The organism is Telluria sp. B2, assembly GCF_051789535.1.
In the GTDB taxonomy this organism is placed as follows: domain Bacteria; phylum Pseudomonadota; class Gammaproteobacteria; order Burkholderiales; family Burkholderiaceae_D; genus Telluria.
In genome coordinates, this window is the sequence record NZ_CP196525.1 from 2,349,378 (window position 1) to 2,374,948 (window position 25,571).

Genomic DNA, 25,571 nt, shown 5'->3' on the forward strand with positions numbered 1-25,571 from the left:
TCTATGGCGCACAGGCAAAAACCGGACTCATGTATTGGAATTTTCCAAAAAAAAGACCCTGCGTTGTAGCAGGGCCTTTTTAGACTGGCAAGAAAGCTCTCCGGCCGTCAATACGCATATGTCGATGCGCTTATTTCGACTGGTAGATCTTGTCGAATTCGCCGCCGTCGTCGAAGTGCTTTTTCTGGGCGTTGCGCCAGCCGCCGAACAGCTCGTCCACCGAGAACAGGGTGATCGGCTTGTAGTTGGCGGCGTACTTCTTCATCACGGCTTCGTTACGCACGCGCAGGTAGTGCTTGGCGCCGATTTCCTGGCCAGCCGGCGAGTACAGGAAGTTCAGGTAAGCCGTGGCCGGCTTGCGCAGGTTGCGGCGGTCGACCACCTTGTCGACCACGGCCACCGGCGACTCTGCCAGGATCGAGGTTTGCGGGTAGACCACTTCGAAGTTGTTGCCGAACTCGGCGCGCACCATGCTCACTTCGTTTTCGAAGGTCACCAGGGCGTCGCCGATCTGGCGCTGGGTGAAGGTGGTGGTGGCGGCGCGGCCGCCGGCGTCGAGGATGGGCACGTTCTTGAAGATGCGGCCGACCAGGTCGCGCGCCTGGGCTTCGTTGCCGCCTTTCTTGAGCACCGAGCCCCAGGCCGCCAGGTAGGTGTAGCGGCCGTTGCCCGCGGTCTTAGGGTTCGGGATCACGACCTGCACGCCCGGCTTGGCCAGGTCGTCCCAGTTCTTGATGCCTTTCGGGTTGCCCTTGCGCACCAGGAACACCATGGTCGAGTAGTAGGGCGCCGCGTTGTTCGGGAACTTCTTGGCCCAGTCTTTCGCCACCAGGCCGCGGTCGGCCAGCATGTCGATGTCGTTGGCCTGGTTCATCGTCACGACCGAGGCTTCCAGGCCGTCTGCGACGGCGCGCGCCTGCTTGCTCGAGCCGCCGTGCGACTGCTTGATGGTGACGGTGTCGCCGGTGGCTTTCTTGTAGTCGGCGATGAAGGCCGGGTTGACGTCCTTGTACAATTCGCGCGCCACGTCGTAGGACACGTTCAGCAGCTCGACATTGGCGGCGCTTGCCGAGAGGGGCAGGGCGGCGCCGACGGCGAGCGCGAGGATCCAGCGGCGCAGGGGCAGGAAGGGTTGGTTCGGCATATGTTCTCGCTTTTTGTATGCTATGAAGACAGTGTGCATGTTCCTTAATTTCGGGGCAGAACGGAAGAATACTTTTGTCATATGCTTAGAAGCTGGCCGATGAACGGCTCCGGACCCGGCCCGGGTATGCATGGTGTCCGGCAGAGAACGGCGCTTTCGGTGTATAGTCCGGTCATGCGCTACCCCAACCGGATAGCGCGCTCGAGAGCAGCAGGAACAAGTCACGAATCACTGGGTCAGAAGTATGGGTATCGACATTCGCAAAGCAGCACCGGCCGACGCGCCTTCCGCCTGCGCCCTGTTGCGCCGCTCGATCGAGCAGGGCTGCGAGCAGGATCACCGCGGCCGTCCCGACGTCCTCGATGCCTGGCTCGGCAACAAGACGCCGGAGAATGTCGCCACCTGGTTCGCTTCCCCGACCAACCACGCCATTGTCGCCGAGCAGGACGGCCAGCTGCTGGGCCTGGCGCTGCTGACCCAGGCCGGCAAGCTCGCGCTGTGCTATGTCCAGCCCGACGCCCTGCGCCTCGGCGTCGGCCGCGCCCTGCTGGCGGCAATCGAAGAGCAGGCCCGCGCCTGGAGCATCCGCAAGCTTTTCCTGCACAGCCCCGAGAGCGCCGCGCTGTTCTTCGAGCGCCATGGCTATACCAATTCCGGCATGGACCAGTCCTGCTTCGGCCTCGATTGCAACCTGATGTGGAAGTCGCTGGAAGCCGATCCGGCTTGCGGCACGACTGCCCAGAGCAGGCGTTTTTGCAATTGCAACCAATAAGCAACAAGTAAGGGCTTTTTTGTGCGAAGTTGTTAAGTTATAGTACGCAACTTCGCATAGATGAGTACCTTATGTCTTCCCGCAGAGAATTCCTCCAACAAGGCATGCGCCTGTCCGCCCTCGGCGTGCTGGGCCCCACCTTGTCCAGCAATGTCCTCGCCGCGCCGCAGGCTGCGCCGGCCGACCTGACTCCCCCGCCCGACCTGTTCGACGCCCAGTTGCTCGACCTCGACTTCTGGGTCAAGCCGCGTACCCTGAGCGTGACCCGACCCGCCAGCGGCGAGAAGGCGAAAGTGCTGTACTGGAAGGATGGCGAGGTGATCGACTCGGCCTACCAGCAGCTCTGCCATCTGCTGCGCGACGTCAACGGCAAGGAAACCGCGCCGATCGATCCGAAGCTGCTGGAAATCCTCTGGAGCACCCAGGCCTTCATCGCCCGCTACGGCCTCGAGCAGCCGCTCGAGATCCTGTCGGGCTACCGCACCCCGGCCTCGAACGCGCGCCTGATCGAAGCCGGCGTGCCGGCCGCGCGCAAGTCGCTGCACATGACGGGCAAGGCCGCCGACATCCGGATTTCCAGCCTGACAGAGGAAGTCCTGGGCGGACTCGTGCGCAGCTTCCGTACGGGCGGAGTCGGGTATTATTATCGTTCCGGTCCCAAGGGCGGCTGGATCCATGCCGACACCGGGCTCAACCGTACCTGGAAAGGGTAAGTCCGAGGCGCGGTAGGGGCCGCCAACTTGCACGGGTTTTTGCTGTCGAAGGGCCGGGCCGGCAATGTACACGCCGGAACACCGAAATCAGCTCACGGAAGGAGAGAACGATGGCAACGATGAATGCACCCACGATGGATCGTCGGACCAGCCCCGAACGCCGCCTCGCCCTGCGCGAAGGCCGCCGTTCGGCCATGTCGGCACTCGATTACCTTGCAATGGCACTCCTGATCATTGGCGGCCTGAACTGGGCCATGGTCGGCCTGTTCGATGTCGACATCGTCGCCACCATCTTCGGCCCGGGCAGCCCGGCAACCCGCCTGGTCTACGTGGTGGTCGGCCTGGCTGCGCTGTACTCGATCTATACGACGGCGAAGATGGCCACGGCCAAGCGCCATTGAGCGGGAACGGACGGGCAGCTTGCGCATCGGCCTGATTTCCGATACCCACGGCCTGCTGCGTCCGGAAGCGCTGGACTTCCTGGCCGGCTGCGACCACATCGTCCACGGCGGCGACATCGGCAATCCGGGCATCCTCGAGCGCCTGGCCGAGCTCGCGCCCCTGACTGTCGTGCGCGGCAACAACGACCGCGAGGCCTGGGCCCGGGACCTGCCCGCGACCGCCTTGCTGCACTTCGGTCCGGTATCGCTGTACGCGATCCACGACCTGAAGGAGATCGACATCGACCCGGTCGGCGCCGGTGTGCGGGTGGTCGTGTCCGGCCACTCGCACCGGCCCGCCTGCAGCGAGCGGGCGGGCGTTCTCTACATCAATCCCGGCAGCGCGGGTCGGCGCCGCTTCAGTCTTCCCATCTCCTGTGGCGAGCTGGTGCTCGATGGCGCAGCCGTGCGGCCACGGATCGTGACCCTGGTGGCGCCGTAGCGCGCGTTGTCAGGGCCGCACGCCAGCGCCCGGTCCAAGCCGTGCGTCATCCGGCAGTCCTGTCGCTTACAATTGCTGACCTCACGAGAGGATCCTGACGAACGTCGGGTCCGTCCGTGCATCCTCCAGGGCCTGGCAGGGATCGGCCGCTGCGTCCGGCGTCCCCAGTGCAGGCTGTCTCTTGCCCTATGTTGAAAGTCCAGTAAGTGGAATGCTGTTCCAGCCATTCCCGTGCGTTCCATGATTCCACTCTCAGTTGAGCTTTTGTTCGAAAGCAGTCCCGACTGCGCCAAGGTCCTCGATCTCGACGGGAGACTCCAGTCGATGAACTACAACGGCCGCTGCGCCATGGAAATCGACGATTTCGACCGCGTCTGCGGCATGTCCTGGCCTGAACTGTGGCCAGACGAGGCGCATGCCGCGCTGCATGCGGCGCTGGCGAAAGCGCGTGGCGGAGAGCTCGGCCAGTTTGTCGCCTTTTGCCCGACCGCCAAGGGGACGCCGAAATGGTGGGATGTGCGGGTGACGCCGATCCATGACGGGCATGGACAGTTACAGGGCTTTCTTTCCGGATCGCGCGACATCACGGCCTTGCAGGAGCTGGTTGACGAGCGCCGGCGGGCGGAAATGTTTTCGGAAGGACAGAAGCGAGCGCTCGAACAGGCGGTCGCAGGCGCCCCGCTCGAGGACATGCTTTCGACCCTGGTCCTTACGGCGGAATCCTACGTTGCGGGGGCGATGCGCGCATCGGTGCTGCTCCTCGACGCTTCCGGCTCGCGGCTGCGTACGGGGGCGGCCCCATCGCTTCCCCAGGCGTACAACGATGCAGTCGACGGCACGGAGATCGGACCGGCGGTGGGGTGTTGCGGCACGGCCGCGCACTCGAAAGTGCCGGTTTTCGCAAGGGACATCGCAACGGATCCGTCGTGGGAGCCATTTCGCGAACTGGCCGCCACGCATGGACTGCGCTCGTGCTGGTCGCATCCCATCCTTTCCTCTAAAGGCGAGGTTCTCGGAACCTTTGCCTTTTATTATGGCCAAGTGTGGACACCCACTGAACTTGAAACGAAGGCGATGCAGGTGCTCGTGCATACGGCGGCCCTGGTGCTCGAGCGGCACCAGGAAGCGCAGGAGCGCCAGGCCGCCGAACGGGCCCTCTACGACGCCCGCATGCGCCTCGAGGCAACGCTCGCCGCCGGCGAAGTGGCCACATGGGTGTTCGACATCCCGCGCAGGCAGGTCACGGGCGACCGCAACTTCAGACGCTTCTTCCACCTTCCCGCCGCCAGCGGGAGCGTGGATCATGACGCGCTGTGCCGCGCCACGATTCACCCGGACGACGTCGATGCCGTCCATGAGCGCGTCCGCCATGCCATTGCCAGCGCCGAGCCTTTCGAGGCAACGTATCGCCTGCGTACGGACGATGGCGGGTATCGTCACGTCATCGCGCGCGGCAAGGTGCAATACAGCACCGAGGGCGTGCCCACGATCCTGCCGGGTGTCCTCCTCGATATCACCCGGCAGAAGCAGGCGGAAGAGGAAATCCGCCGTTTCGCCGCGCAGCTTGCCGAGACAACGGGCTCGAGGTTCTACGCCTGACGGGAAGCAGTACGCCCGCCGCGGCCAGGGTGCAAAGCATGATGTCGCGCCAGGTCGACCACATGGTCCACCTGATCGACGACCTGCTCGACGTGGCGCGCATCGACAGCGGCAAGATCGACCTGAAGACCGACAGGCTCGATCTCGGGCCTGTCGTGGCCAGCGCCGTGGAAGCGAGCCTGCCCCTGATCGACGCCGGGCATCATGTGCTGGAGCTGGCCCTGCCCGAGGAGGCGCTGGTGGTCGACGCCGACGCCACCCGCCTGGCGCAGGTCGTGAGCAACCTGCTGAGCAACGCCGCCAAATATACGCCGGCGCGCGGACGCATCCGCCTGGAGGTGCGGCGCGACGACCGCGACGTCCTGATTGCCGTCAGCGACACGGGAATCGGGATTCCAGCCCAGGCCCTGCAAACCATCTTCGAGATGTTCGTGCAGGTCGAGCGCAGCCTACCAAGGGCGCAGGGTGGACTCGGTATCGGACTGGCGCTGGTCAATCGCCTGGTGCAGATGCACGGCGGCGCGGTGACGGCGCAGAGCCCGGGCGAAGGCCAGGGCAGCACCTTCACGATCCGCCTGCCCCTGCTCGCCGATGCGCCCCGGATCGAACCATTCCCCGGCGAACGCCCGGCGAGCCTGGCGCAGCCGGGCGAGAAGCCCGTGAAGATCCTGGTCGTCGACGACAATGCGGACGCCGCGCAAAGCATGGCCGACCTGCTCCGCGCCCGCCGGCATGTCGTCGACGTCGCGAACGACGGCTACCAGGCCCTGGAGATGATCCAGGCGCTCGATCCCGAAGTCGTCTTCCTCGACATCGGCATGCCAGGCCTGGACGGCTACGAGGTCGCCAGCAGGGTGCGCAGGATGCCCGGCTACGCCCATCCGATGCTGGTCGCCCTGACCGGCTGGGGCGCCGAGCACGACCTGGCCAGGGCGAGGCGGGCGGGTTTCGATCACCACCTGACCAAGCCTGCCCATATCGATGCGGTCGAGCAGTTGCTGGCGAGCCTGCCGGAAATGGCCTGACCGGGGACCTTGCACACACGATCGCTCGGAAATGCCTTAGCATACGCCCTTACGTATTCCTAACGCATGTCATGACCGCTCCTACCGAAAATCCGCCGCGCTTCCGTCCCCGTCCCTGGATCCACCTCGAAACGCCGCAGGATGTCGAACTCTGGATCGACGAGCACAACCGGGCGATGCAGGAGCTGATCGGGCCACAGGAAACCGGCTACGGCATCTGCTTCACGCTGGCCGAAGGCGGCAACGTCTACATGCAGACGGCCGAGGACGCGGTCGTGCTCGACGTCGAGCCCGATGCAAGCTGGATCGCGCCCCTGATCGTCGCCGCCACGGGCGCCGAGCCGCCGCCTGGGCAGTACTGGCTGCTGCCGGCCGACAAGCTGGTCCAGCTCATCATTGGATTGTCGAGCCTGGTCGCCAGCACGACGCTGGTGGTCGGTCACCGCTTCGGCTCGCATGGCCGGCGGATGATGTACTAACTGAAGTAACGCTCCGAACCCCACGGTCAGAAATTTAACCCGTAGGGTGGGCGCCCTGTGCCCACCGATTTTGCAAACGTATGCTGAACCGGTGGGCACGGGGCGCCCACCCTACGACGCACCTGCCGCTGCCGGCCCGGCAGCTCCCGAACAGCCGTCAGAAATGGTGGTACATCCCCACCGAGAAGGTCCGCGTCTCGATCCCCGTCTGCGGCATCGCGCTGCCCGCCACCAGCGGCAAGGGGACGCTGTTGAGGATGATGGTCGAGGCGCCGAAGTTGCGTACCGAGCCCGCGCGCGCGTACAGCGCGGTGCGGCGCGACAGGTCGTAGTCCACACCCAGCATCAGGCCGAGGGCCGAGGAATCGGCCAGGCGTCCGGCATTGTCGCGCGCCCGTTCGGTGTCGCGGTAGACGGCCGAGGCGCGCCAGGTCAGGCGTCCGTCGGGCAGGATCGCGCCCAGCGTCACGAGCGAGGCCTCGCCGGCCTGCGCCGTCTTCGGCTTCATGCGCGCGTACGAGGTCGACAGCACCAGCTTGCCGTTGTCGAAGATCGCGCCGGCCGACGGGATGTCGGTGCGCACGCCCTGCAGGGGCAGGCCGGCGGTGACCAGCACCGGGCTGCTCCAGGTCTGGATCAGGCTTGCGGCCAGGTAGAAGGGGCCGCGGTTGTAGGAGACCACGCCGCCGCGCGTGCCGACCTTGGGCGCGTTGGCGCCCGAAGCATTGGCGGCGTAGATGAGCTGGGCCGACACCGGACCCAGGGCGCCTGGGGTGGCATAGGTGATCGACTTCGGTACCCGCACCGGGAGCGTGCCGGCGCCCGGACCGAGATCGGTGTTGGCGCCGACGCCGCGCGGCGTCTGCATGGCGCCGCCGCCGATCCAGGTGTAGACCGAGTTGGTGTTCACCAGCATGAAGGGATCGATCAGCAGCGGCAGCATCGCATTGATCTGGTTGCCGACGCGGACCGTGCCCCAGGTGCGCGAACGCAGGCCGATCCAGGATTCGCGGTTGAACAGGGCGCTGGCCTGCTGGGTGCCGTTGTCGGCATTGAAGCCGGCTTCGAGCTTGATCTCCGCCTTCAGGCCGCCGCCCAGGTCTTCCGAGGCGTACAGGCCCAGCTTGGAGCTGTAGATGCCGCCGCTTTGCGCCTGCCAGCGGCCGGGCGCGTGGTCGGTGGTCGCGTACATCGCGCCCATGTCCACGGTGCCGTAGATGCGCACGGCGTCGGCGCCGCGGGCGTACTCGGGCAACTGGGCCATGCGGGTCATCAGGTAAGGAACAGTCTGGGCAGTGGCGGGAGCGAAGACGGCGGCGAGGGCGGTGCAGAGCAGGGCATGGCGCAGCGGGCGCTGGCCAGGAGAGAGACTTGGCATTCGGATAAAGTTGGTGAAAATTGCAGACGTGAATTATCCCATAGAGGAAATTCATTCGCTTCTCAAAATGTATTTACTGAAACTATTGTTGTGTATGACCAACATATGTCAAGGTGGCGGCTGGCTGCGATTGCGCGAATAAGCAGGCGCCGTACTGCGTGGGCTCAAGAGCCAGTCCTTTAAAGGTGGGCTTCCCTGAAGCAATCGCAATAGCGTGGCACTATTATCTGCAGATTCCGTCCAAGTGGTACAGGAGGAATGTGCCATGTTGATGAACGAGGTGATAGCGCACTGCGCCAAGGGAAGTCCAGTCACGGTGATGACACGACTGGCGCTCCAGCATGCATTGGAGCCGGCTTGGCTCGACAAATTATTTAACGGCAAGCGCGGCAAGCAATATGAAAGGGAGTTGCTGTTCTCGACGACAGTAGACCTGATGTCGCTGGTAGCAGTTGGGTTACGTCCATCGCTGCATGCTGCTGCGCGAGAGTGCCCAGACTTAGGCGTGTCGGTGCAGGCACTGTACGACAAGATCAACCATACCGAGCCAAATCTGGTGCGTGCCCTGGTCACCGAAAGCGCAACGCGCCTGGACGCGGTGCTGGCGCCGATGATCATAGACGAGCCGCTCACAGTGCCGGGATACCGAGTACGGATCGTCGACGGCAGCCACCTGGCAGCGACCGAGAAGCGGCTCAAGCCATTGCGGGGTTTTGGCGGCGCACCTCTGCCGGGCCACTCCTTGGTCGTCTACGATCCGGACCGGAAACTGGTCATCGATATCGAGCCGTGCGAAGACGCTTATACACAGGAACGGGCGGTGATGACGTCGTTGCTCAAACGCGCCATGCCGGGCGAGCTATGGATCGCCGATCGCGCTTTTAGCACACGTGCCATCCTGGGCGAATGGAGCCGCCGCGGCTGCCATTTCATCGTGCGTGAGCACAGCAGCACGCCGAATCCAGCTACGCTCGGCGATCTGTCTTCTCAAGGGATTGTGGAAACGGGAGTCGTGTTCGAGCAGACAGTCGAGTTTGAGGGGGAAGCCGGGGAAACGATCGCGCTGCGGCGTATTGAACTGCGCCTGAACGGGGAGACCGACAGTGGAGAGAAAGTCATCCGGATCCTGACGAATCTGCCCAGCCAGGAATTCGAGGCTCCTGCAATAGCGCGTCTCTATCGGCAGCGCTGGAAAATCGAGACGCTGTTCCAACGCCTCGAATCTGTTTTGCACAGCGAAGTGAAGACGCTTGGTCATCCGCGCGCGGCCTTGCTCGCTTTCGGCATCGCCGTCATGGCCTACAACATCCTCAGCGTCATCCAGGCAGCCGTCTCGGCGGCGCATCATTTACGTGACAGCGGCATCGAGCTGTCGCCATTTTATGTCGCGCTCGAAGTGAGAAGCTGCTATGCAGGCATGATGCTGGCGACAACGGCAGACGCCTGGGCGCCTTACGATGCCATCGACGCCCCGCAGCTAAGCTGCCTCCTGCTGGAAATCGCCGTCCATGCACGGCTCAAGGCGCTGCGCAAGAACCCCAGTGCCCCCAAAAAACCGAAGGAGAAAACTACTGTGTCAGCTGCAGAAAAGCGCCGTCACGTATCGACGGCGCGTGTGCTCAAGGCAGGGTCCGTCAGCTGACACCTTTAAAGGACTGGCTCAAGAGCCCATCCTGCGAGAAACCAGGTTTTGTAGGGTGGCACTTGCGCCCACGCGGTCTTTCGTGTCCCGATTCACCTGGCCATCTCCAGCAACCGTCACCCCAAAACAAAAACAGCCCGCCAAAGCGGGCTGTTTTCGATTACGCGAACCGTCTTACATGTTCGGATAGTTCGGTCCGCCGCCGCCTTCCGGCGTGACCCAGACGATGTTCTGGGTCGGGTCCTTGATGTCGCAGGTCTTGCAGTGCACGCAGTTCTGGGCATTGATCTGCAGGCGGTCCTGGCCTTCGTCCGTCTTCACGAACTCGTACACGCCGGCAGGGCAGTAGCGCTGCTCGGGGCCGGCGTATTTGGCCAGGTTGACCTCGACCGGAATCGTCGGGTTCTTCAGCGTCAGGTGGATCGGCTGGTCTTCCGCGTGGTTCGTGTTCGAGATGAACACCGAGGACAGGCGATCAAACGTGAGCTTGCCGTCCGGCTTCGGATAGACGATGGGCTTGAAGTCCGAGGCAGGGCGCAGGCACTCGTGGTCGGCATGCTTGTGACGCAGCGTCCACGGGGCCTTGCCCTTGAACAGGATCTGGTCGATGCCGGTCATGATGGTGCCGAGATACAGGCCCTTGCTCATCCACGGCTTGAAGTTGCGCGCCACGTGCAGTTCCTCGTGCAGCCAGGACTGTTTGAAGGCTTCCGGGTAGCTGCTCAATTCGTCGTGCTGGCGGCCCGCCGCCAGCGCGGCAAAGGCCGATTCCGCGGCCAGCATGCCGGTCTTGATCGCGCCGTGGCTGCCCTTGATGCGCGACACGTTCAGGAAGCCGGCGTCGCAGCCGATCAGGGCGCCGCCCGGGAACACGGTCTTCGGCAGGGATTGCAAACCGCCGGCCGTGATGGCGCGCGCGCCATACGAGATGCGCTTGCCGCCTTCGAAGTAGCCGCGGATCGCCGGATGCGTCTTGTAACGCTGGAATTCCTCGTAGGGCGACAGGTAGGGGTTCTGGTAGGCCAGGCCGACCACGTAGCCGACCGCGACCTGGTTGTTCTCCAGGTGGTAGAGGAAAGAACCGCCATAGGTGTCCGAAGGCAGCGGCCAGCCGGCGGTGTGGATCACCAGGCCCGGCTTGTGCTTGGCCGGGTCGATTTCCCACAGTTCCTTGATGCCGATGCCGTAGGTCTGCGGGTCCTTGCCCTTGTTCAGGTCATACTTGGCGATCAGCTGCTTGCCCAGGTGGCCGCGCGAGCCTTCGGCGAAGAAGGTGTATTTCGCGTGCAGCTCCATGCCGAGCTGGAAGTCCGGGCCCGGCTGTCCGTCGCGTTTCACGCCCATGTTGCCGGTGGCGACACCCTTGACCGAGCCGTCCTCGTTGTACAGCACTTCGGCCGCCGGGAAGCCGGGGAAGACTTCCACGCCCAGGCTTTCCGCCTGCTGGCCCAGCCAGCGCACGACGTTCGCCAGCGAGACGATGTAGTTGCCGTGGTTGGTGAGCGACTTCGGCACCATGAACGACGGCGTCGCGTAGGACTTGGTCTCGGTCAGGAACAGGACCTGGTCTTCCGTGACCGGGGTATTCAGCGGCGCGCCGAGTTCCTTCCAGTTCGGGAACAGCTCGTTGATGGCGATCGGGTCCATGACCGCGCCCGACAGGATGTGGGCGCCCAGTTCGCCGCCTTTCTCGAGCACGCAGACCGAGACTTCCTGGCCTTTTTCGCTGGCGAGCTGCTTCAGACGAATCGCCGCCGACAGGCCGGCAGGCCCGCCGCCGACGATGACGACGTCGTACTCCATTGCTTCGCGCGGGCCGTATTGTTCGAGGATGTTGTTAGGCTCTGTCATGGTCTTCTAATGGGTTAAAAAAATTTAAGCACGAGTGTGCGGGTTTTTCAGGCCGTTTGCAACTTGACCCGGCATTTTAGGGCGAATATTAGATGTGGCAATCTAATACTGGCAATCTGTGACATGATTACGCCTTCGCAGTCATCCGTAGCGCAGCACACCAGTACAGGAGTCAATGTGGGCATCGAAGTCAATTACGAAGGGAAGATTGCCATGGTCACCGGGGCCTCGAGCGGCCTCGGGGCACGCTTCGCGAAAGCGCTGGCCGGCGCCGGCGCCCAGGTCGTGCTGGCCTCGCGCCGCATCGAGCGCCTGAAGGAATTGCGCGCCGAGATCGAGGCCGACGGCGGCGCCGCCCACGTGGTCGCGCTCGACGTGACCGACCTGGCGAGCATCAAGTCCGCCATCGCCCACGCCGAAACCGAGGCCGGCCCGATCGACATCCTGGTCAACAACTCGGGTGTGCAGAGCACCCAGCGCCTGCTCGACGTCACGGAGGACGATTACCAGTACATCATGGACACCAACCTGCGCGGCGCCTTCTTCGTCGCCCAGCAGGCCGCCAGGCGCATGATCCAGCGCGCCAAGGGCGACCCGCGCAAGCAGCACCGCATCGTCAACATCGCCTCGGTCGCGGGCCTGCGCGTGCTGCCGCAGATCGGCGTGTACTGCATGAGCAAGGCCGCCGTGGTCCAGATGACCAAGGCCATGGCGGTGGAGTGGGGCAAGTACGGCATCAACGTCAACGCCATCTGCCCCGGCTACATCTCGACCGAGATGAACGAGGAATACTTCGAGACCGAGCAGGGCAAGAAGCTGATCGAACTGCTGCCGCGCAAGCGCCCCGGCAAGCCCGAAGACCTCGACGGCCTGCTGCTCCTGCTCGCGGCCGACGAGGCGCACTTCATCAACGGCGCCATCATCACGGCCGACGACGGCATGACGGCGCAATAGCTCGTAATAGGCTGTAAGATGCGCCCCTTGCGGCAGGCGGCGCCGGCGACGGCGCCTTTTTTATTGTCTTCACCGAAGTGGCAACACTCGACAGCAGGATTATGAGCAACAGGAAGTTGGTACACACGATGCGGATGCCGGTCCGCTGGGGCGACATGGACGCGATGGGCCATGTCAACAATACGGTTTATTTTCGCTACATCGAAACGGCGCGCATCGCCTGGCTCGAACAGGTGGGTGCCTTGCCCGATCCGACCCGCACCGGGCCGGTCCTGATCAATGCCCAGTGCTCCTTCCTCAAGCAGCTGAAGTACCCGGCCGAGATCGAGGTCACGTCCTGGGTCGGCCCGCCGGGGCGCTCGAGTTTCGAGGTCACGCACGAGATCCGCCTGGTCGGCGCCGACGGCCAGGCCGGCGACCTGCACGCGCAAGGCGCGGCCAAGATCGTCTGGGTCGATTTCGCGGCCGAGAAATCGGTGCCGCTGCCGGATGAGATCCGGGGGCTGTTGCCGGCGGACTGAAAATTTCTTCACTGTGAATTTTGGAGAGATTTCTAGTAGGTAACCAGTGTTAACGTGTCAGACTTGCATTACTTGAAAAAACGGTCGCCACACTAACACTAGGGAAAACTCATGGCACGACTCTCCCGCTGCCCGGCGCAAGCCGCGGTGGCCATCTCCGCAATCGCGGTGCTCGCTGGCTGCGCCACTCAGGCGCCGCCGGTGGCACAGGTCGAAGCTCCTCATTCCACGGCCCAGCAAAAGCAGGCACAGCAGGCTGTCGCACAGGCCGCTGCGCGGCCCACGCTGAAACGCAAGATTGCCATCGGCCGTGTTTCGAACGAGACCAACTACGGCCGTTCGCTGCTGCGCGACGACGCCGGCGATCCGGTCGGCAAGCAGGTTTCCGACATGCTGGCCAAGGCCCTGACCGAATCCGGCGCCTACGTTGTCCTCGAGCGCACCGACATCGCGAAGGTGCAGCAGGAAGCCAATCTCACCGGCGCCAAGCAGGACCTGGTCGGCGTCGACGCCCTCATCATGGGTTCGCTCAGCGAATTCGGCCGCAAGACCGTCGGTCAGTCAGGTTTTGTCTCCAACAGCAAGAAACAGGTGGCATTCGCCAAGATCGACCTGCGCTTGGTCGACGTGAAGACGGGCCAGAGCTTTTTCGCCGCCTCGGGCGCCGGTGAGTCGTCGACCGAATCGGCTACGACCTTCGGCTTCGGCTCGCAGGCTTCCTACGACGGCACCCTGAATGATGCTTCGATCCGCCAGGCGATCTCGGAAGTCGTCAACCGTCTGAGCACCGAGCTGCAACGCCGGCCGTGGCAGACCTCGCTGATCGGCGCGGAGCAGGGCAAATACTTCATCGCCGGCGGCAAGTCGCAAGGCTTGGCGCCGGGCATGGTGTTCTCGGTGCAGACCATTGGCCAGAAGGTCAAGTCTCCGCAAACCGGTTTCGACATCACGCTGCCGGGCAAGGAAGTGGCGCAAATTCGGGTCGAGAGCCTGTTCGGCGACACCGACGTGAACGAAGGCGCCAGCGCCAGCGTCGTCAGTGGTTCGTTGCAGGGCCACGCGCTCGACCAGTTGACCGTCCGTGAGAAAGGAGCGCAGTAATGGGTAACGGCATGATTATCAAACGCGCGCTTGCCGCGCTGGCATTGGCCGCCCTGGCTGCCTGTGTCTCGTATCCGACCGAAAAGCAGGGCGTGGTCGACCAGCGGCCGCAGATCTCGTTCCGCATCGGCGATGCCGGCGATGATGCGCGCGTGCTTGTCGACGGCCTCGACATGGGCCGTGTGGGCGACTTTGCCGAAGGCAAGGCTGCACTGCGCGTCCTGCCGGGTACTCACCAGTTGACCGTGCAAGCCGGCCAGAAGGTGCTCGTCTCCGAGAAATTCTACATTGCCGACGGCGTGTCGCGCACTTTCAACCTGCATGGAACCGACCAATGAAGAAGATCATCATTCTTGCGGCGCTGCTGGGCCTGACCGCCTGCGCCACCAACCGTGGCCTCTACGACTGGGGCGGCTACGATGCCCTGCTGTACGAGTCGTACAAGGACCCGGCCGGCGTGCCGAAGAACATGCAGGCATTGGCCGCTCACATCGGCGCGCTGGAAAAAGGCGGTCAACGTGTCGCTCCAGGCTTGCATGCGGATCTGGGCACGATGCTGCTGCAGGCCGGCGACAAGGATGGCGCACTGTCCAACTTCCGCCGCGAACGCGAGCTGTGGCCGGAAAGCGCGGTCGTCATGGACGCCATGATCAAGAACCTCGAAGCGAAGAAGGGAGCCCAATCGTGAAACGCCTGCTGACCCTGATGACACTGGCGGCGGCTGCGCTGCTGACCGGTTGCGCCACGAACGTTGCCAAGACCGACCTGAGTGCCTTCGAGGCGGCCAAGCCGCGTTCGATTCTGGTGGTGCCGGCGGCGAACAAGTCGGTCGACGTCGACGCGCCCAACTACCTGCTGACGACGCTGACCGTGCCGCTGGCGGAGAAGGGCTTCTACGTGTTCCCGGTGCACACGGTGAAGACGGTGCTGGAACAGGAGGGGATGTACGAGGGCGACCAGATCCATCAGCAGCCGCCCGAGCAGCTTGCCCGCATGTTCGGCGCCGACGCGGTCCTGTATGTGACCATCAACCAGTGGGATGCGAAGTACGTGGTGCTGTCGACCAGCGTGACCGTGGACTTCGATTATCGGCTGGTCGGCAAGGATGGCACGGAGCTGTGGCGCGCCAACAAGCGCATGGTGTACAGCCCGCAGCAGCAGAACACCGGCCACCCGCTGGCGAACCTGATCGCGGCAGCCGTCTCCGCCGCGATCGAACGCGCCAAGCCGAACTACATGCCGCTCGCGCGCGGCGCCAACTACGACGTGTTCGTGCTCGGCCCGACCGCGATTCCGAACGGTCCCTATCTCACTGCAAAGTAAGTCCCCATCCCGTGCCGCCCACCCCGGCACGGGCAACCCCAGGCCCGGGGGACGACAGCCTTCAGCGCGCCACGCCGACCAGCTTGTGGACCAGTTCCGACGAGGTTGAGGCCGAAAACTTGCGCATCAGTTTGGCCCGGTGCATCTCCACCGTGCGCGGGCTGAGGTCGGTCTCGCGCGCGATCACCTTGCTGGTCTTGCCTTCCACCAGCAGCGCCGCGATCTCACGCTCGCGCGGGGTCAGCTCCGCCGTCACGGGGCGCTTTTCGCTCACGTCCTCGAAGGTCCAGACGCCTGCGCCGAGCGGCTCGGCGGCGTTCAGCGCGCGCCCGGTCACGTGGCACCAGAACAGCTCGCCGTCGCCGCGGCGCATGATGCGCTCATCGGAATAGCGTCCGCGCGCATTCATGATCGGCACGATGCGGTCCCCGGTGCGCAGGAATTCGTCCATCGTCGGGTAGAGCACCGCGAAGGACTGGCCGTCGAGCTGGCCGCGCTCGTAGCCGAACATCGCGGCCAGGGCCGCATTGCAGGACTGGATCACACGGTTCACCGAAATGCACATGCCGACCGGCGCATGCTGGAAAATCATTTCGTAATCAATGGCGTATGATGAATTCATCTGATGCAGGTCGACAGAATGCAAGGTAAAAGCGGGGGTGGCGCGGGCCGGTATTTCTACGGTATTGTGCTTTCGGAAAGCGTATTCTATGCTGGTTTCTGTACTCTGCAGTACATAAAGAGCGTTTGCTTAACTTATACAAGGGACGGGTATGAACAAAGTGTATCCTGACGCGAGATCGGCGCTGGCCGGTATCGTCCAAGACGGCCAGATGATCGCCGTCGGCGGCTTCGGCCTGTGCGGCATTCCCGAGGCGCTGATCGAAGCGCTGCGCGATTCGGGCGTGAAGAACCTCACCGCGATTTCGAACAACGCGGGCGTCGACGGCTTCGGCCTCGGCCAGCTGCTGGAAACCCGCCAGATCAGGAAGATGATCGCTTCCTACGTCGGCGAGAACAAGGAATTCGCACGCCAGTTCCTGGCCGGCGAACTCGAGCTCGAATTCACCCCGCAGGGCACGCTGGCCGAGAAGCTGCGCGCCGGCGGCGCCGGCATCCCGGCCTTCTTCACCAAGACCGGCTACGGCACCATCGTCGCCGAAGGCAAGGAAACCCGCGAGTTCGACGGCGAGCACTACGTCATGGAGCGCTCCCTGGTGCCCGACGTCTCGCTGGTGAAGGCATGGAAGGCCGACAAGGCCGGCAACCTGGTGTTCCGCAAGACCGCGCGCAACTTCAATCCGAACGTGGCCACGGCAGGCAAGGTCTGCATCGTGGAAGTCGAGGAACTGGTCGAGATCGGCGAGATCGATCCGGACCAGGTGCACACCCCGAGCATCTTCGTGCACCGCATCGTCCACAATCCGACGCCGGAAAAGCGCATCGAACAGCGCACCGTCCGTCCAAACTAAGACCCCATTCGGAGAACAACATGGCATGGACTCGTGATGAAATGGCCGCGCGCGCAGCGAAGGAGCTGCAGGACGGCTTTTATGTGAACCTGGGCATCGGCCTGCCGACCCTGGTCGCCAACTACGTCCCGAACGACATCGAGGTCTTCCTGCAGTCGGAAAACGGCCTGCTCGGCATCGGCCCCTTCCCGACCGAGGAAGAAGTCGACGCCGACCTGATCAACGCCGGCAAGCAGACCGTCACGGCATTGCCGGGCGCGGCCTACTTCAGCTCGGCCGATTCCTTCGGCATGATCCGCGGCGGCAAGATCAACCTCGCCATCCTGGGCGCGATGCAGGTCTCGGAACGCGGCGACCTGGCCAACTGGATGATCCCGGGCAAGATGGTGAAGGGCATGGGCGGCGCGATGGACCTGGTGGCCGGCGTCAAGCGCGTGGTCGTCGTGATGGAACACGTCGCCACCGCCAAGGACGGCTCCACCTCGCACAAGATCCTCAAGAAGTGCGACCTGCCGCTGACCGGCGTGGGCGTGGTCGATCGCATCATCACCGACCTGGGCGTGATCGACGTCACCGATACCGGCCTGAAGCTGGTGGAACTGGCGCCGGGCGTGAGCAAGGAACAGGTGCTGGCGGCCACGGGCGCGGAACTGGACGTGTCGGCGGTCTGAATCCCCGCCGGGCTGTAAAAGGAAAGGGCGCTGGAATCCAGCGCCCTTCGTCATTGCGGGGTCCCGCGAGGCATCAAAGCTGCCAAACGTACTGGACCGGAACCCAAGCCGCCTGCGCCTTGCCGTTCACGGTCGCCGGAGTGAAAGTGCACTTGGCGATCGCCACGCGGGCCGCTTCGTCGAGGGAGGCGTCGCCGCTCGACTGCACCACATTCGCCTGCGAAACCGAGCCGTCTGCCTCGACCCTGAAACGCAGCGAGACCGTCCCTTGTGCGCGCTTCGCCAGGGCCTCGGGCGTATATTCCGGCTTGGCACAGGTATCGAATCGCGCCAGCGCGCGGGTCGCGTTCGGGTTCCCGGCAACGGTGTCGTGTGCGGCCGCCGTTTCCTGGCTTGCGGTCGGCGTTTGCGCGCAGCCGGCGATGCAGGCCACGGCAAGGCCGAGCACGGGGATCGCGGCCTTCCAGCTCGATGCCTGCGTGTCGGGACGTACCAGTCGTTTGATGCGTTGCATGAGATCTCCTCCATTGGCCGCCTGGGCCAGGTCGTGGGTTGAAAACTGCCGTTTCTCCAGTTCGGAAAGCGCCTGGGCAAGGCGCCGTGGTTCGCCCAGGCTGCGTGCGGCCAGGTCGTCGGCGATGTGTTCGCGTTCGACCCGGATGCGATGCGAGATCCACCACACCGCCGGATGGTAGAACAGCAGGGACTCGATCGCGCCCTGCGCCAGGTTGACCAGGTAGTCGCAGCGCCTGACGTGCGCCAGTTCGTGGGCGAGCAGGGCTTCGAGCAGTTGGGCCGGCATGCCCGTCACCAGCACGGCCGGCACCAGCACCACCGGCTTGAGCCAGCCGGCCGTGACCGGGCTGGCCAGGCCCTCGACCACCCGCAGCCTGACCTGGCGCGCGATGCCAAAGCCGCGCGCCATGCTGGTCAGGCGTGCCTGCCACTGCGTATGCGTCGCCTGCGCGCGCGCGGCCTGCCTGACCCACAGCAGCCCGAGCGCCATACGCAGGGCGAGGGCCGCGACACAGAAGGCCCAGGCGCCGACGATCCAGGACAGGCTGTCCTGCAGCAGGGCGGTCCAGCCGGCTGCATGCGCCTCGCCGCGGCTCGCCAGCCATTGGCCCAGTGGCAGGGCGGGGGCGCCGGCGGCATCGCCGCCGTTCGACAGGCGCAGCACCAGGGCCGTGGCCGGCCAGAGCAGGCAGAGCAGCAGGGCGCTGCAGGCCACCAGGTAGCGCGATTCGGCGCGCGCATTACGCAGGGCCGTCAGCAGCACCGCCGTGGCGCAGCCGATCAGGGCGCCCTGCCAGAGGAAGTCCACCAGCACCCAGCCGAGCTGGGACACGAAAGCCTGGGCCGTCATTCCTTGTCCTCCTTCAGGAGTTTCTCGATCTCGGCGCGTTCCTTCTTCGAGATGCCGCTCTTCAGGGCGGCCAGCACCAGCGCCTTGGCCGAGCCGGCGAAGGCGCGCTGCATCAGGTCCTTCAGGAGGTTGGTCTGCAGCGAGTCCTGGGGCTGGGCCGGGGCATACACGTGTGAACGCTCGCTTTCGTCGCGGATCAACAGGCCTTTCGTATGCATGATCTGCATCAGCCGCAGCACCGTGGCGTAGGTGACGTCGGGACGGTTCTTCTGCATCGCCTCGTGCACCTGGCGTGCGGTGGCCGAGCCGAGCGGCCAGAGCACCTGCAGGAGATCGAGTTCAGCCGCTGTCGGCTTGGGGAGTTCGGACTTGGTCGACATGATGGTTTCCTTGACAAGCTTTCCGGGAACCAGAATAGCTTGTCTAGAAATTCTTGTCTACGTAATTCGTGCGCTTGCGAAAAGATTGTAGACATGGCTGTCTAGTTTGACCTATGCTCGGGTTTCCATTTGCTGAGGGGACCATATGCTGAAACAACTCGCCATCGTCGCCGCACTCGCGGCCCTGCCGCTGGGCGCAGCCGCCTCGCCGCTGCCTGCCTATCCTTTCGTGCACGTCAGCGCCGACGCCTCGGTCTACCGGGTGCCCGACATCGGCACGATCGACTTCGAGATCCTGGCCGCCGACGCCGATCCGGAACTGGCGCGCGCCACGGTCGAGACGAGGATCGGAGAGATTCGGGCGCTGCTGGAACAACAGGGCGTGCCGCCCGACGCCCTGGAGACGCGCGACGTGCGCAAGGAGCTGCGCAAGGGCGTTCCGGTCGAGACGCCGGTGTATGAGGTGCGCTCGGGCGTGCGGGTGAACATGCGCGACCTGTCGAAGTGGCGCGCGGTGGTGGTGCCGCTGCTCGACATGCCCAACCTGAACAGTTTCGCGACCACCTTCGATACCACCGAGCGTGACCAGGTCGAGGCCGAGCTGATGACGGACGCCCTGCGCGACGCGCGCCGCCGCGCGGAGCTGATCGCCAAAGGGGCGCGCCGCAAGCTTGGCGCCGTGACCGCCGTGACCCCCGGCGGGGTGAAGAACGTCGGCTACTCGATCGGCCTGCTGCGCGCGGACTTCATGGAGCGCCGCGGCAGCGCGGCCAGGGTCCAGGCCGGCGAATTCCTCGCCATCGAGGCCCTGAAGCTCGTGCAGCCCGTGGACGTGGTGTTCCGGCTGGAATGAGCACCTGACGCTCGGGCGCCGGGCGCTCAGGCGCTCAGCGCTTCAGCACATTCAGCACCGCCAGGCTCATCGCCTGCGCCGCCGTCTTGATCGACGGTTCCGGCACCGGTGCGTAGAAGGGCGAGTGGTTGAAGGCGACCGGCTTGCCGCCTTCGCGCGCCGCTTCCTGCACGTCCTTCGGGTCGTACACGCCGGTGAAGAAGAACACCGACGGGATGCCCTGGTTGACGAACTGGGAGAAGTCTTCGCTGGCGGTCATGGCCGGCATGCGACGGGCGTTGGCCTCGCCGAAGGCATCCTTGAAGACCGGTTCGAGCTTCTGCACCAGCGCCTCGCTGTTGACGATGGCCGCGCCGCCCGGGATCAGCTCGACCTGCGGTGCCGGCGCATTCGCCATCGCCGCCGAGGCCACGGCGATGCGCTTGACGCCGTCGAGCAGCTTGGCGCGCACCTGCGGGCTGTAGGAGCGGATGGTGCCGCGCACCTGCACGCTGTCCGGGATGATGTTGCCGACCGTGCCGCCGTTGATGGCGCCGATGGTCACCACGCCGAATTCCTTCGGGTCCTTCTCGCGGCTGATCACGGTCTGGACGTCGACCACGAAGCGCGCCGCGATCGCGATCGGGTCGATGGACTGGTCCGGCGCCGAGCCGTGGCCGCCGCGGCCCTTGAACACGATCTCGATCGCGTCCGAATTCGAGGAGACGGCGCCGACGTTATAGCCGACCGTGCCGTGGGCCAGCGGCCAGGAGTGCAGGGCGAAGGCATAGTCGGGCTTGGCCCAGCGCGTGAACAGGCCGTCGGCCAGCATCGCTTTCGCGCCCGATACCGTTTCCTCGGCCGGCTGGCCGACGAACATCAGGGTGCCGCTCCATTGCGACTTCAGGTTCACCAGCGTGCGCGCGGCGCCCAGCCAGGCCGACATGTGGATGTCGTGGCCGCAGCTGTGCGCGGTGAAGCTCTCGCGGCCATCGCTGCTGGCCTTGAACCTGCTGGCATACGGCAGGCCCGATTTTTCCTCCATCGGCAGGCCGTCGAGCTCGGTGCGCACCATCACGGTCGGGCCGGGACCGTTCTTGTAGATCGCGACCACGCCGGTCTTGCCAACCTTTTCCGTCACGGTAAAGCCGAGCTTGCGCATTTCCTCGGCCAGCTTGCCGGCGGTGCGTACTTCCTGGAAGGCCAGTTCGGGATGGGCGTGCAGGTCCCTGTAGACGCCGTCGAGCCAGGGATAGCTGGCGTTCACGCTGGCGGCGACCTGGGTCTTCAGGGAGGAGGGCTGCTGGGCCTGGGCGTTCAGGGCGAACAGGGAGAGGACAGCAAGGGCGGTATGGCGCAGTCGGATCAAGGCGTTTTCCTCATAATGGATGAGCGTAGGACCGGGGGTAATTTCTAAAATGATACATCTTCCGTGTACGGAACGAGCGGCCGCACTGCAAAGTCTACCGTGCCGCGTCCCCGGAAAAATGCCTTTAATATAAGTCGACCTGCTGCACCGCCGCACGCGGCGGCGTGCCACGACGGACCATCTCCCGGAAGGACCCGATACATGGACGACCCAATCGAAGCGAAAATCTCCCGGCGCGACCTGCTCAAGACAGGCGCGCTGGCGGCCACCGCGGCGGCAGTGCCGCTCGGCGCCGCAGCCCAGGCTCCTTCCTCGGGCGCCGACCCCGCCCCGGCCCCGGCCACGCCGCCGGTGAGCGCGAAGACCCGGCTGCGCGTGAACGGCCAGGTCCACGAACTGACCCTCGATACCCGCACCTCGCTGCTCGACGCCCTGCGCGAGCACCTGCACCTGACCGGCACCAAGAAGGGCTGCGACCAGGGCCAGTGCGGCGCCTGTACCGTCATCGTCGACGGCCGCCGCATCAATTCATGCCTGAGCCTGGCCATCATGCACGACGGCGGCGACATCACCACCATCGAAGGCCTGGGCCAGCCCGGCAGGCTGCACCCGATGCAGGCCGCCTTCGTGAAGCACGACGGCTACCAGTGCGGCTACTGCACCCCGGGGCAGATCTGTTCGGCGGTATCCGTGCTGGACGAGATCCGCCAGGGCGTGCCCAGCCATGTGACGGCCGACCTGAACCAGAAACCGCTGCTGTCCATCGACGAGATCCGCGAGCGCATGAGCGGCAACATCTGCCGCTGCGGCGCCTATTCCAACATCATCGAGGCGATCAGCGAGGTCGCGGGCTCGGGTGCAAACACGGGAGGCAAGGCATGAAGGCATTCACCTACCAGCGCGCCCGCACCCCGGCCGAAGCCGTGCAGGCTGCCGAGCGCACGCCCGGAGCGCGTTTCATCGCCGGCGGCACCAACCTGCTCGACCTGATGAAGCTCGAGATCGAAACGCCCCAGCACCTGATCGACGTGAACCACCTGGGCCTCAACAAGATCGAGGCGACGCCCCAGGGCGGGCTGCGCATCGGCGCCCAGGTCCTGAACGTCGACCTGGCCAGCGACGCCCGGGTGCGGCGCGACTACGGCGTGCTGTCGCGCGCCCTGCTGGCCGGCGCCTCGGCCCAGCTGCGCAACAAGGCGACCACCGCCGGCAACCTGCTGCAGCGCACCCGCTGCCCGTATTTCTACGACACGGCCCAGCCCTGCAACAAGCGCGTACCGGGCAGCGGCTGTTCGGCCATCGGCGGCTACAACCGCAACCACGCCATCGTCGGGCACAGCGAGGCCTGCATCGCCACCCATCCGAGCGACATGGCGGTGGCGATGCAGCTGCTCGATGCCGGCGTCGAGACCGTGCGCGGCGACGGCAGCACCCGCGTGATCCCGATCGCGGATTTCTACCGGCTGCCGGGCAACACGCCCCACATCGAGAACACGCTCGCGGCCGGCGAACTGATCACGGCCGTAACCCTGCCGCCGCCGCTGGGCGGCCGCCACTTCTACCGCAAGGTGCGCGACCGCGCCTCCTACGCCTTTGCCCTGGTGTCGGTGGCCGCCGTCGTGCAGCCCGACGGCAGCGGGCGCGTGGCGCTGGGCGGCGTGGCGCACAAACCCTGGCGCGTCCCGGCCGCGGAAAGCGCCATGCCCAGCGGCGCCAGCGCCGTCGTCGGCCGCCTGCTCGAAGGGGCGAAACCGACAGCCCAGAACGCATTCAAGGTCCCACTGGTCCAGCGTACGCTCGCATCCGTGCTGGCGGAAGGAAGGAAAGCCTGAGTCATGAAATTCACGACACCCGCCACCACCAATCCGATCGACCAGATGAAGGTCGTCGGCAAGCCGGTCGACCGCATCGACGGTCCCTTCAAGACCACCGGCACCGCACGCTACGCCTACGAGCAGCACGAGGCGGCGCCGAACGCCGCCTACGGCTACGTGGTCGGCGCCACCATCGCCAAGGGCCGCATCGCCGCGATCGACGTCGAGGCCGCGCGCCGCTCGCCGGGCGTGATCGCCATCGTCACTTTCGAGAACGCCGGCAAGCTCGGCAAGGGCAAGTACAACACCGCCAGGCTGCTGGCCGGGCCCGAGGTCGAACACTACCACCAGGCCGTGGCCGTGGTCGTCGCCGAAACCTTCGAGCAGGCGCGCGCCGCCGCGCCGCTGGTGCGCGTCGAGTACGTGCAGGAGCAGGGCCGCTACGACCTGGAAAAGGCCAAGGCCGGCGCCAGGTTGCCAACCACCGACGACAAGCCGGAAACCAGGTTCGGCAACTTCGCCGCCGGTTTCGCCAGCGCCCCCGTCAAGCTCGACGCCACCTACACCACGCCCGACCAGTCGCACGCGATGATGGAGCCGCACGCCTCGGTCGCGTCCTGGAGCGACGGTAAATTGACCCTGTGGACCTCGAACCAGATGATCCACTGGGGCACCCAGGACATGGCCAAGACGCTCGGCATCCCGGTCGAGAACGTGCGCCTGATCTCGCCCTACATCGGCGGCGGCTTCGGCGGCAAGCTGTTCCTGCGTTCCGAGGCCCTGCTGGCGGCGCTGGGCGCACGTGCGGCGAACCGTCCGGTGAAGGTGAACCTCACGCGTGCGCTGATGTTCAACAACACCACGCACCGCCCCGCGACCATCCAGCGCATCCGCATCGGCGCGACGCGCGAGGGTCGCATCACGGCGATCGCCCACGAGAGCTGGTCCGGCGACCTGCCGGGCGGCCAGCCCGAGACCGCGGTGCAGCAGACCCGCCTGCTGTATGCCGGCGCGCACCGCCTGACGCGCCTGAACCTGGCCGTGCTCGACCTGCCCGAGGCGAACGCGATGCGCGCGCCGGGCGAGGCGCCGGGCATGATGGCGCTCGAGATCGCGATCGACGAGATGGCGGAAAAGCTGAAGATGGACCCGGTGATGTTCCGCATCATCAACGACACCACCAGCGACCCCGAGAAACCGGGCCGCAAATTCTCGCAGCGCCGTTTTGTCGAGTGCATGCGCCAGGGCGCCGAGCGCTTCGGCTGGAACAGGCGCCAGGCCGAGCCGGGCAAGGTGCGCGACGGCCGCTGGTTGGTCGGCATGGGCGTGGCCTCGGCCTTCCGCAACAACCTGGTGATGAAGTCGGCGGCCCGCGTGCGCCTCGGCCGCGACGGCATGGTAACGGTAGAAACCGACATGACCGACATCGGCACCGGCAGCTACACCATCATCGCCCAGACGGCGGCCGAGATGATGGGCGTGCCGTTGGAGCGCGTGGTGGTGAAGCTGGGCGACTCGACCTTCCCGGTGTCCGCCGGTTCGGGCGGGCAGTGGGGCGGCAACAGCTCCACCGCCGGCGTCTACGCGGCCTGCGTCAAGCTGCGCGAGGCGGTGGCGGCAAAGGCCGGGCTGGATGCGGCGAGCGCCGAATTCGTCGATGGCGCGGTGCGCGCGGGCGGACGTTCGGTGCCGCTGGCGCAGGTGGCAGCCGGCGGCGAGATCGTCGGCGAGGACACGATGGAGTACGGCGACCTCGATAAAAAGTTCCAGCAGTCGACCTTCGGCGCCCACTTCGTGGAAGTCGGCGTCGACGTCGACACCTGCGAGGTGCGGGTGCGGCGCATGCTGGCGGTATGCGCGGCCGGGCGCATCCTGAACCCGAAGTCGGCGCGCAGCCAGGTGATTGGCGCGATGACCATGGGCGTGGGCGCGGCCCTCATGGAGGACCTGGTGGTCGACAAGCGGCGCGGCTTCTTCGTCAACCACGACCTGGCCGGCTACGAGGTGCCGGTGCACGCCGACATCCCGCACCAGGAAGTGGCCTTCCTCGACGAGACCGATCCCATCTCCTCGCCGATGAAGGCCAAGGGTGTCGGCGAGCTCGGGATCTGCGGCGTCGGCGCGGCGGTGGCGAACGCCATCTACAACGCGACCGGGGTGCGGATCCGCGATTATCCGATCACGCTGGACAAGCTGTTGACCAGGATGCCGCTGCGGGCGTGAGTGGCACGCTGCCGTAGGGTGGGCGCCCCGTGCCCACGCGTAAACGGTGAGCATTGTTGG

At 65.3% G+C, this 25,571-nt stretch carries 27 protein-coding genes; 20 read left to right on the plus strand and 7 right to left on the minus strand.

The features are described from left to right. Nucleotides 1-130: 130 nt before the first annotated feature. Complete coding sequence (locus ACSUZJ_RS10510) at nucleotides 131-1,144, minus strand: sulfate ABC transporter substrate-binding protein (protein WP_499415850.1); 1,014 nt, start codon at nucleotides 1,142-1,144, stop codon at nucleotides 131-133. Nucleotides 1,145-1,388: 244 nt separating this feature from the next. Between ACSUZJ_RS10510 and ACSUZJ_RS10515 the strand changes: the two genes are divergently transcribed. From ACSUZJ_RS10515 to ACSUZJ_RS10545, 7 genes are all read left to right on the plus strand, one after another. Further along, nucleotides 1,389-1,916, plus strand: a complete 528-nt coding sequence (locus ACSUZJ_RS10515; protein ID WP_499415852.1) for a GNAT family N-acetyltransferase — start codon at nucleotides 1,389-1,391, stop codon at nucleotides 1,914-1,916. Nucleotides 1,917-1,987: 71 nt separating this feature from the next. Beyond that, nucleotides 1,988-2,629 (plus strand): YcbK family protein, encoded by a 642-nt coding sequence (locus tag ACSUZJ_RS10520; RefSeq protein ID WP_499415854.1) that lies wholly within the window; start codon nucleotides 1,988-1,990, stop codon nucleotides 2,627-2,629. A 110-nt stretch (nucleotides 2,630-2,739) separates the two neighbouring features. Then, nucleotides 2,740-3,030 (plus strand): DUF378 domain-containing protein, encoded by a 291-nt coding sequence (locus tag ACSUZJ_RS10525; RefSeq protein ID WP_488690400.1) that lies wholly within the window; start codon nucleotides 2,740-2,742, stop codon nucleotides 3,028-3,030. Nucleotides 3,031-3,049: 19 nt separating this feature from the next. Then, nucleotides 3,050-3,511, plus strand: a complete 462-nt coding sequence (locus ACSUZJ_RS10530; RefSeq protein WP_499415856.1) for a metallophosphoesterase family protein — start codon at nucleotides 3,050-3,052, stop codon at nucleotides 3,509-3,511. Nucleotides 3,512-3,751: 240 nt separating this feature from the next. Further along, nucleotides 3,752-5,110: a GAF domain-containing protein gene (locus tag ACSUZJ_RS10535; RefSeq protein ID WP_499415858.1), complete on the plus strand. Its 1,359-nt coding sequence runs from the start codon at nucleotides 3,752-3,754 to the stop codon at nucleotides 5,108-5,110. Nucleotides 5,111-5,148: 38 nt separating this feature from the next. Continuing rightward, entirely contained in the window at nucleotides 5,149-6,135 is a 987-nt protein-coding gene (locus ACSUZJ_RS10540; RefSeq protein WP_499415860.1) for a hybrid sensor histidine kinase/response regulator, read from the plus strand. Nucleotides 6,136-6,206: 71 nt separating this feature from the next. Then, a complete protein-coding gene (locus ACSUZJ_RS10545) occupies nucleotides 6,207-6,614 on the plus strand; it encodes a hypothetical protein (RefSeq protein WP_499415862.1) in 408 nt (135 codons plus the stop codon). 157 nt (nucleotides 6,615-6,771) lie between these two features. On the opposite strand, the gene ACSUZJ_RS10550 is transcribed toward ACSUZJ_RS10545, so the two are convergent. Further along, nucleotides 6,772-7,992 carry a porin gene (locus ACSUZJ_RS10550; protein WP_499415864.1) on the minus strand — a complete coding sequence of 407 codons (1,221 nt, stop codon included), beginning with the start codon at nucleotides 7,990-7,992 and terminating at the stop codon, nucleotides 6,772-6,774. A gap of 319 nt (nucleotides 7,993-8,311) precedes the next feature. On the opposite strand from ACSUZJ_RS10550, the gene ACSUZJ_RS10555 reads away from it, so the two are divergent. Next, entirely contained in the window at nucleotides 8,312-9,634 is a 1,323-nt protein-coding gene (locus tag ACSUZJ_RS10555; RefSeq protein ID WP_499416505.1) for an IS4 family transposase, read from the plus strand. Between the two features lie 174 nt (nucleotides 9,635-9,808). On the opposite strand, the gene ACSUZJ_RS10560 is transcribed toward ACSUZJ_RS10555, so the two are convergent. Continuing rightward, on the minus strand, nucleotides 9,809-11,485 hold the full coding sequence (locus tag ACSUZJ_RS10560; protein ID WP_499415866.1) for an electron transfer flavoprotein-ubiquinone oxidoreductase: 1,677 nt from the start codon (nucleotides 11,483-11,485) through the stop codon (nucleotides 9,809-9,811). Between the two features lie 177 nt (nucleotides 11,486-11,662). On the opposite strand from ACSUZJ_RS10560, the gene ACSUZJ_RS10565 reads away from it, so the two are divergent. From ACSUZJ_RS10565 to ACSUZJ_RS10590, 6 genes are all read left to right on the plus strand, one after another. Beyond that, entirely contained in the window at nucleotides 11,663-12,439 is a 777-nt protein-coding gene (locus tag ACSUZJ_RS10565; RefSeq protein ID WP_499415868.1) for an SDR family oxidoreductase, read from the plus strand. A 101-nt stretch (nucleotides 12,440-12,540) separates the two neighbouring features. Continuing rightward, on the plus strand, nucleotides 12,541-12,960 hold the full coding sequence (locus ACSUZJ_RS10570) for an acyl-CoA thioesterase (RefSeq protein ID WP_499415871.1): 420 nt from the start codon (nucleotides 12,541-12,543) through the stop codon (nucleotides 12,958-12,960). A 111-nt stretch (nucleotides 12,961-13,071) separates the two neighbouring features. Continuing rightward, nucleotides 13,072-14,061, plus strand: a complete 990-nt coding sequence (locus ACSUZJ_RS10575; RefSeq protein WP_499415873.1) for a CsgG/HfaB family protein — start codon at nucleotides 13,072-13,074, stop codon at nucleotides 14,059-14,061. Beyond that, nucleotides 14,061-14,399: a hypothetical protein gene (locus tag ACSUZJ_RS10580; RefSeq protein WP_499415875.1), complete on the plus strand. Its 339-nt coding sequence runs from the start codon at nucleotides 14,061-14,063 to the stop codon at nucleotides 14,397-14,399. Before ACSUZJ_RS10575 ends, ACSUZJ_RS10580 begins: the two co-directional genes overlap by 1 nt. Continuing rightward, nucleotides 14,396-14,749 carry a DUF4810 domain-containing protein gene (locus tag ACSUZJ_RS10585; protein ID WP_499415877.1) on the plus strand — a complete coding sequence of 118 codons (354 nt, stop codon included), beginning with the start codon at nucleotides 14,396-14,398 and terminating at the stop codon, nucleotides 14,747-14,749. The genes ACSUZJ_RS10580 and ACSUZJ_RS10585 overlap by 4 nt, the downstream gene beginning before the upstream one ends. Then, nucleotides 14,746-15,384 (plus strand): DUF799 domain-containing protein, encoded by a 639-nt coding sequence (locus ACSUZJ_RS10590; RefSeq protein WP_499415879.1) that lies wholly within the window; start codon nucleotides 14,746-14,748, stop codon nucleotides 15,382-15,384. Before ACSUZJ_RS10585 ends, ACSUZJ_RS10590 begins: the two co-directional genes overlap by 4 nt. Before the next feature lie 61 nt (nucleotides 15,385-15,445). Here ACSUZJ_RS10590 and ACSUZJ_RS10595 read toward each other — a convergent pair whose 3' ends face one another. Then, nucleotides 15,446-16,006: a LuxR C-terminal-related transcriptional regulator gene (locus ACSUZJ_RS10595; protein ID WP_499415881.1), complete on the minus strand. Its 561-nt coding sequence runs from the start codon at nucleotides 16,004-16,006 to the stop codon at nucleotides 15,446-15,448. A gap of 151 nt (nucleotides 16,007-16,157) precedes the next feature. Here ACSUZJ_RS10595 and ACSUZJ_RS10600 point away from each other — a divergent pair, with 151 nt between their 5' ends. Beyond that, the gene (locus ACSUZJ_RS10600; protein WP_499415883.1) at nucleotides 16,158-16,856 is read left to right on the plus strand and encodes a CoA transferase subunit A; all 699 of its coding nucleotides are present in this window, start codon (nucleotides 16,158-16,160) and stop codon (nucleotides 16,854-16,856) included. A 20-nt stretch (nucleotides 16,857-16,876) separates the two neighbouring features. Next, nucleotides 16,877-17,527, plus strand: coding sequence for a 3-oxoacid CoA-transferase subunit B (locus ACSUZJ_RS10605; protein ID WP_499415885.1), 651 nt, complete (start codon nucleotides 16,877-16,879; stop codon nucleotides 17,525-17,527). Between the two features lie 73 nt (nucleotides 17,528-17,600). On the opposite strand, the gene ACSUZJ_RS10610 is transcribed toward ACSUZJ_RS10605, so the two are convergent. Beyond that, nucleotides 17,601-18,893, minus strand: coding sequence for a M56 family metallopeptidase (locus tag ACSUZJ_RS10610; protein ID WP_499415887.1), 1,293 nt, complete (start codon nucleotides 18,891-18,893; stop codon nucleotides 17,601-17,603). Then, a complete protein-coding gene (locus tag ACSUZJ_RS10615; protein ID WP_499415889.1) occupies nucleotides 18,890-19,273 on the minus strand; it encodes a BlaI/MecI/CopY family transcriptional regulator in 384 nt (127 codons plus the stop codon). The genes ACSUZJ_RS10610 and ACSUZJ_RS10615 overlap by 4 nt, the downstream gene beginning before the upstream one ends. 145 nt (nucleotides 19,274-19,418) lie before the next feature. On the opposite strand from ACSUZJ_RS10615, the gene ACSUZJ_RS10620 reads away from it, so the two are divergent. Beyond that, nucleotides 19,419-20,126 carry an SIMPL domain-containing protein gene (locus tag ACSUZJ_RS10620; RefSeq protein ID WP_499415891.1) on the plus strand — a complete coding sequence of 236 codons (708 nt, stop codon included), beginning with the start codon at nucleotides 19,419-19,421 and terminating at the stop codon, nucleotides 20,124-20,126. A 34-nt stretch (nucleotides 20,127-20,160) separates the two neighbouring features. Here the strand turns inward: ACSUZJ_RS10620 and ACSUZJ_RS10625 are convergent, their stop codons facing one another. Continuing rightward, complete coding sequence (locus ACSUZJ_RS10625) at nucleotides 20,161-21,471, minus strand: amidohydrolase (protein WP_499416507.1); 1,311 nt, start codon at nucleotides 21,469-21,471, stop codon at nucleotides 20,161-20,163. 204 nt (nucleotides 21,472-21,675) lie between these two features. On the opposite strand from ACSUZJ_RS10625, the gene paoA reads away from it, so the two are divergent. The 3 genes from paoA to paoC are packed head-to-tail and all read left to right on the plus strand — an operon-like array spanning nucleotide 21,676 to nucleotide 25,511. Beyond that, the gene (gene paoA / locus ACSUZJ_RS10630; protein ID WP_499415893.1) at nucleotides 21,676-22,356 is read left to right on the plus strand and encodes an aldehyde dehydrogenase iron-sulfur subunit PaoA; all 681 of its coding nucleotides are present in this window, start codon (nucleotides 21,676-21,678) and stop codon (nucleotides 22,354-22,356) included. Then, on the plus strand, nucleotides 22,353-23,306 hold the full coding sequence (locus ACSUZJ_RS10635; protein ID WP_499415895.1) for an FAD binding domain-containing protein: 954 nt from the start codon (nucleotides 22,353-22,355) through the stop codon (nucleotides 23,304-23,306). Before paoA ends, ACSUZJ_RS10635 begins: the two co-directional genes overlap by 4 nt. A gap of 3 nt (nucleotides 23,307-23,309) precedes the next feature. Further along, complete coding sequence (paoC, locus tag ACSUZJ_RS10640) at nucleotides 23,310-25,511, plus strand: aldehyde oxidoreductase molybdenum-binding subunit PaoC (protein WP_499415897.1); 2,202 nt, start codon at nucleotides 23,310-23,312, stop codon at nucleotides 25,509-25,511. The last annotated feature ends 60 nt before the right edge of the window (nucleotides 25,512-25,571 follow it).

Excerpts from the sequence above, each read along its gene's own strand:
- ACSUZJ_RS10510 (WP_499415850.1), bottom strand. The coding sequence starts at position 1,144 with ATGCCGAACCAACCCTTCCTGCCCCTGCGCCGCTGGATCCTCGCGCTC.
- ACSUZJ_RS10515 (WP_499415852.1), top strand. The coding sequence starts at position 1,389 with ATGGGTATCGACATTCGCAAAGCAGCACCGGCCGACGCGCCTTCCGCC.
- ACSUZJ_RS10520 (WP_499415854.1), top strand. The coding sequence starts at position 1,988 with ATGTCTTCCCGCAGAGAATTCCTCCAACAAGGCATGCGCCTGTCCGCC.
- ACSUZJ_RS10525 (WP_488690400.1), top strand. The coding sequence starts at position 2,740 with ATGGCAACGATGAATGCACCCACGATGGATCGTCGGACCAGCCCCGAA.
- ACSUZJ_RS10535 (WP_499415858.1), top strand. The coding sequence starts at position 3,752 with ATGATTCCACTCTCAGTTGAGCTTTTGTTCGAAAGCAGTCCCGACTGC.
- ACSUZJ_RS10540 (WP_499415860.1), top strand. The coding sequence starts at position 5,149 with ATGATGTCGCGCCAGGTCGACCACATGGTCCACCTGATCGACGACCTG.
- ACSUZJ_RS10545 (WP_499415862.1), top strand. The coding sequence starts at position 6,207 with ATGACCGCTCCTACCGAAAATCCGCCGCGCTTCCGTCCCCGTCCCTGG.
- ACSUZJ_RS10550 (WP_499415864.1), bottom strand. The coding sequence starts at position 7,992 with ATGCCAAGTCTCTCTCCTGGCCAGCGCCCGCTGCGCCATGCCCTGCTC.
- ACSUZJ_RS10555 (WP_499416505.1), top strand. The coding sequence starts at position 8,312 with ATGACACGACTGGCGCTCCAGCATGCATTGGAGCCGGCTTGGCTCGAC.
- ACSUZJ_RS10560 (WP_499415866.1), bottom strand. The coding sequence starts at position 11,485 with ATGACAGAGCCTAACAACATCCTCGAACAATACGGCCCGCGCGAAGCA.
- ACSUZJ_RS10570 (WP_499415871.1), top strand. The coding sequence starts at position 12,541 with ATGAGCAACAGGAAGTTGGTACACACGATGCGGATGCCGGTCCGCTGG.
- ACSUZJ_RS10575 (WP_499415873.1), top strand. The coding sequence starts at position 13,072 with ATGGCACGACTCTCCCGCTGCCCGGCGCAAGCCGCGGTGGCCATCTCC.
- ACSUZJ_RS10580 (WP_499415875.1), top strand. The coding sequence starts at position 14,061 with ATGGGTAACGGCATGATTATCAAACGCGCGCTTGCCGCGCTGGCATTG.
- ACSUZJ_RS10585 (WP_499415877.1), top strand. The coding sequence starts at position 14,396 with ATGAAGAAGATCATCATTCTTGCGGCGCTGCTGGGCCTGACCGCCTGC.
- ACSUZJ_RS10595 (WP_499415881.1), bottom strand. The coding sequence starts at position 16,006 with ATGAATTCATCATACGCCATTGATTACGAAATGATTTTCCAGCATGCG.
- ACSUZJ_RS10600 (WP_499415883.1), top strand. The coding sequence starts at position 16,158 with ATGAACAAAGTGTATCCTGACGCGAGATCGGCGCTGGCCGGTATCGTC.
- ACSUZJ_RS10605 (WP_499415885.1), top strand. The coding sequence starts at position 16,877 with ATGGCATGGACTCGTGATGAAATGGCCGCGCGCGCAGCGAAGGAGCTG.
- ACSUZJ_RS10610 (WP_499415887.1), bottom strand. The coding sequence starts at position 18,893 with ATGACGGCCCAGGCTTTCGTGTCCCAGCTCGGCTGGGTGCTGGTGGAC.
- ACSUZJ_RS10615 (WP_499415889.1), bottom strand. The coding sequence starts at position 19,273 with ATGTCGACCAAGTCCGAACTCCCCAAGCCGACAGCGGCTGAACTCGAT.
- ACSUZJ_RS10620 (WP_499415891.1), top strand. The coding sequence starts at position 19,419 with ATGCTGAAACAACTCGCCATCGTCGCCGCACTCGCGGCCCTGCCGCTG.
- paoA (WP_499415893.1), top strand. The coding sequence starts at position 21,676 with ATGGACGACCCAATCGAAGCGAAAATCTCCCGGCGCGACCTGCTCAAG.
- ACSUZJ_RS10635 (WP_499415895.1), top strand. The coding sequence starts at position 22,353 with ATGAAGGCATTCACCTACCAGCGCGCCCGCACCCCGGCCGAAGCCGTG.
- paoC (WP_499415897.1), top strand. The coding sequence starts at position 23,310 with ATGAAATTCACGACACCCGCCACCACCAATCCGATCGACCAGATGAAG.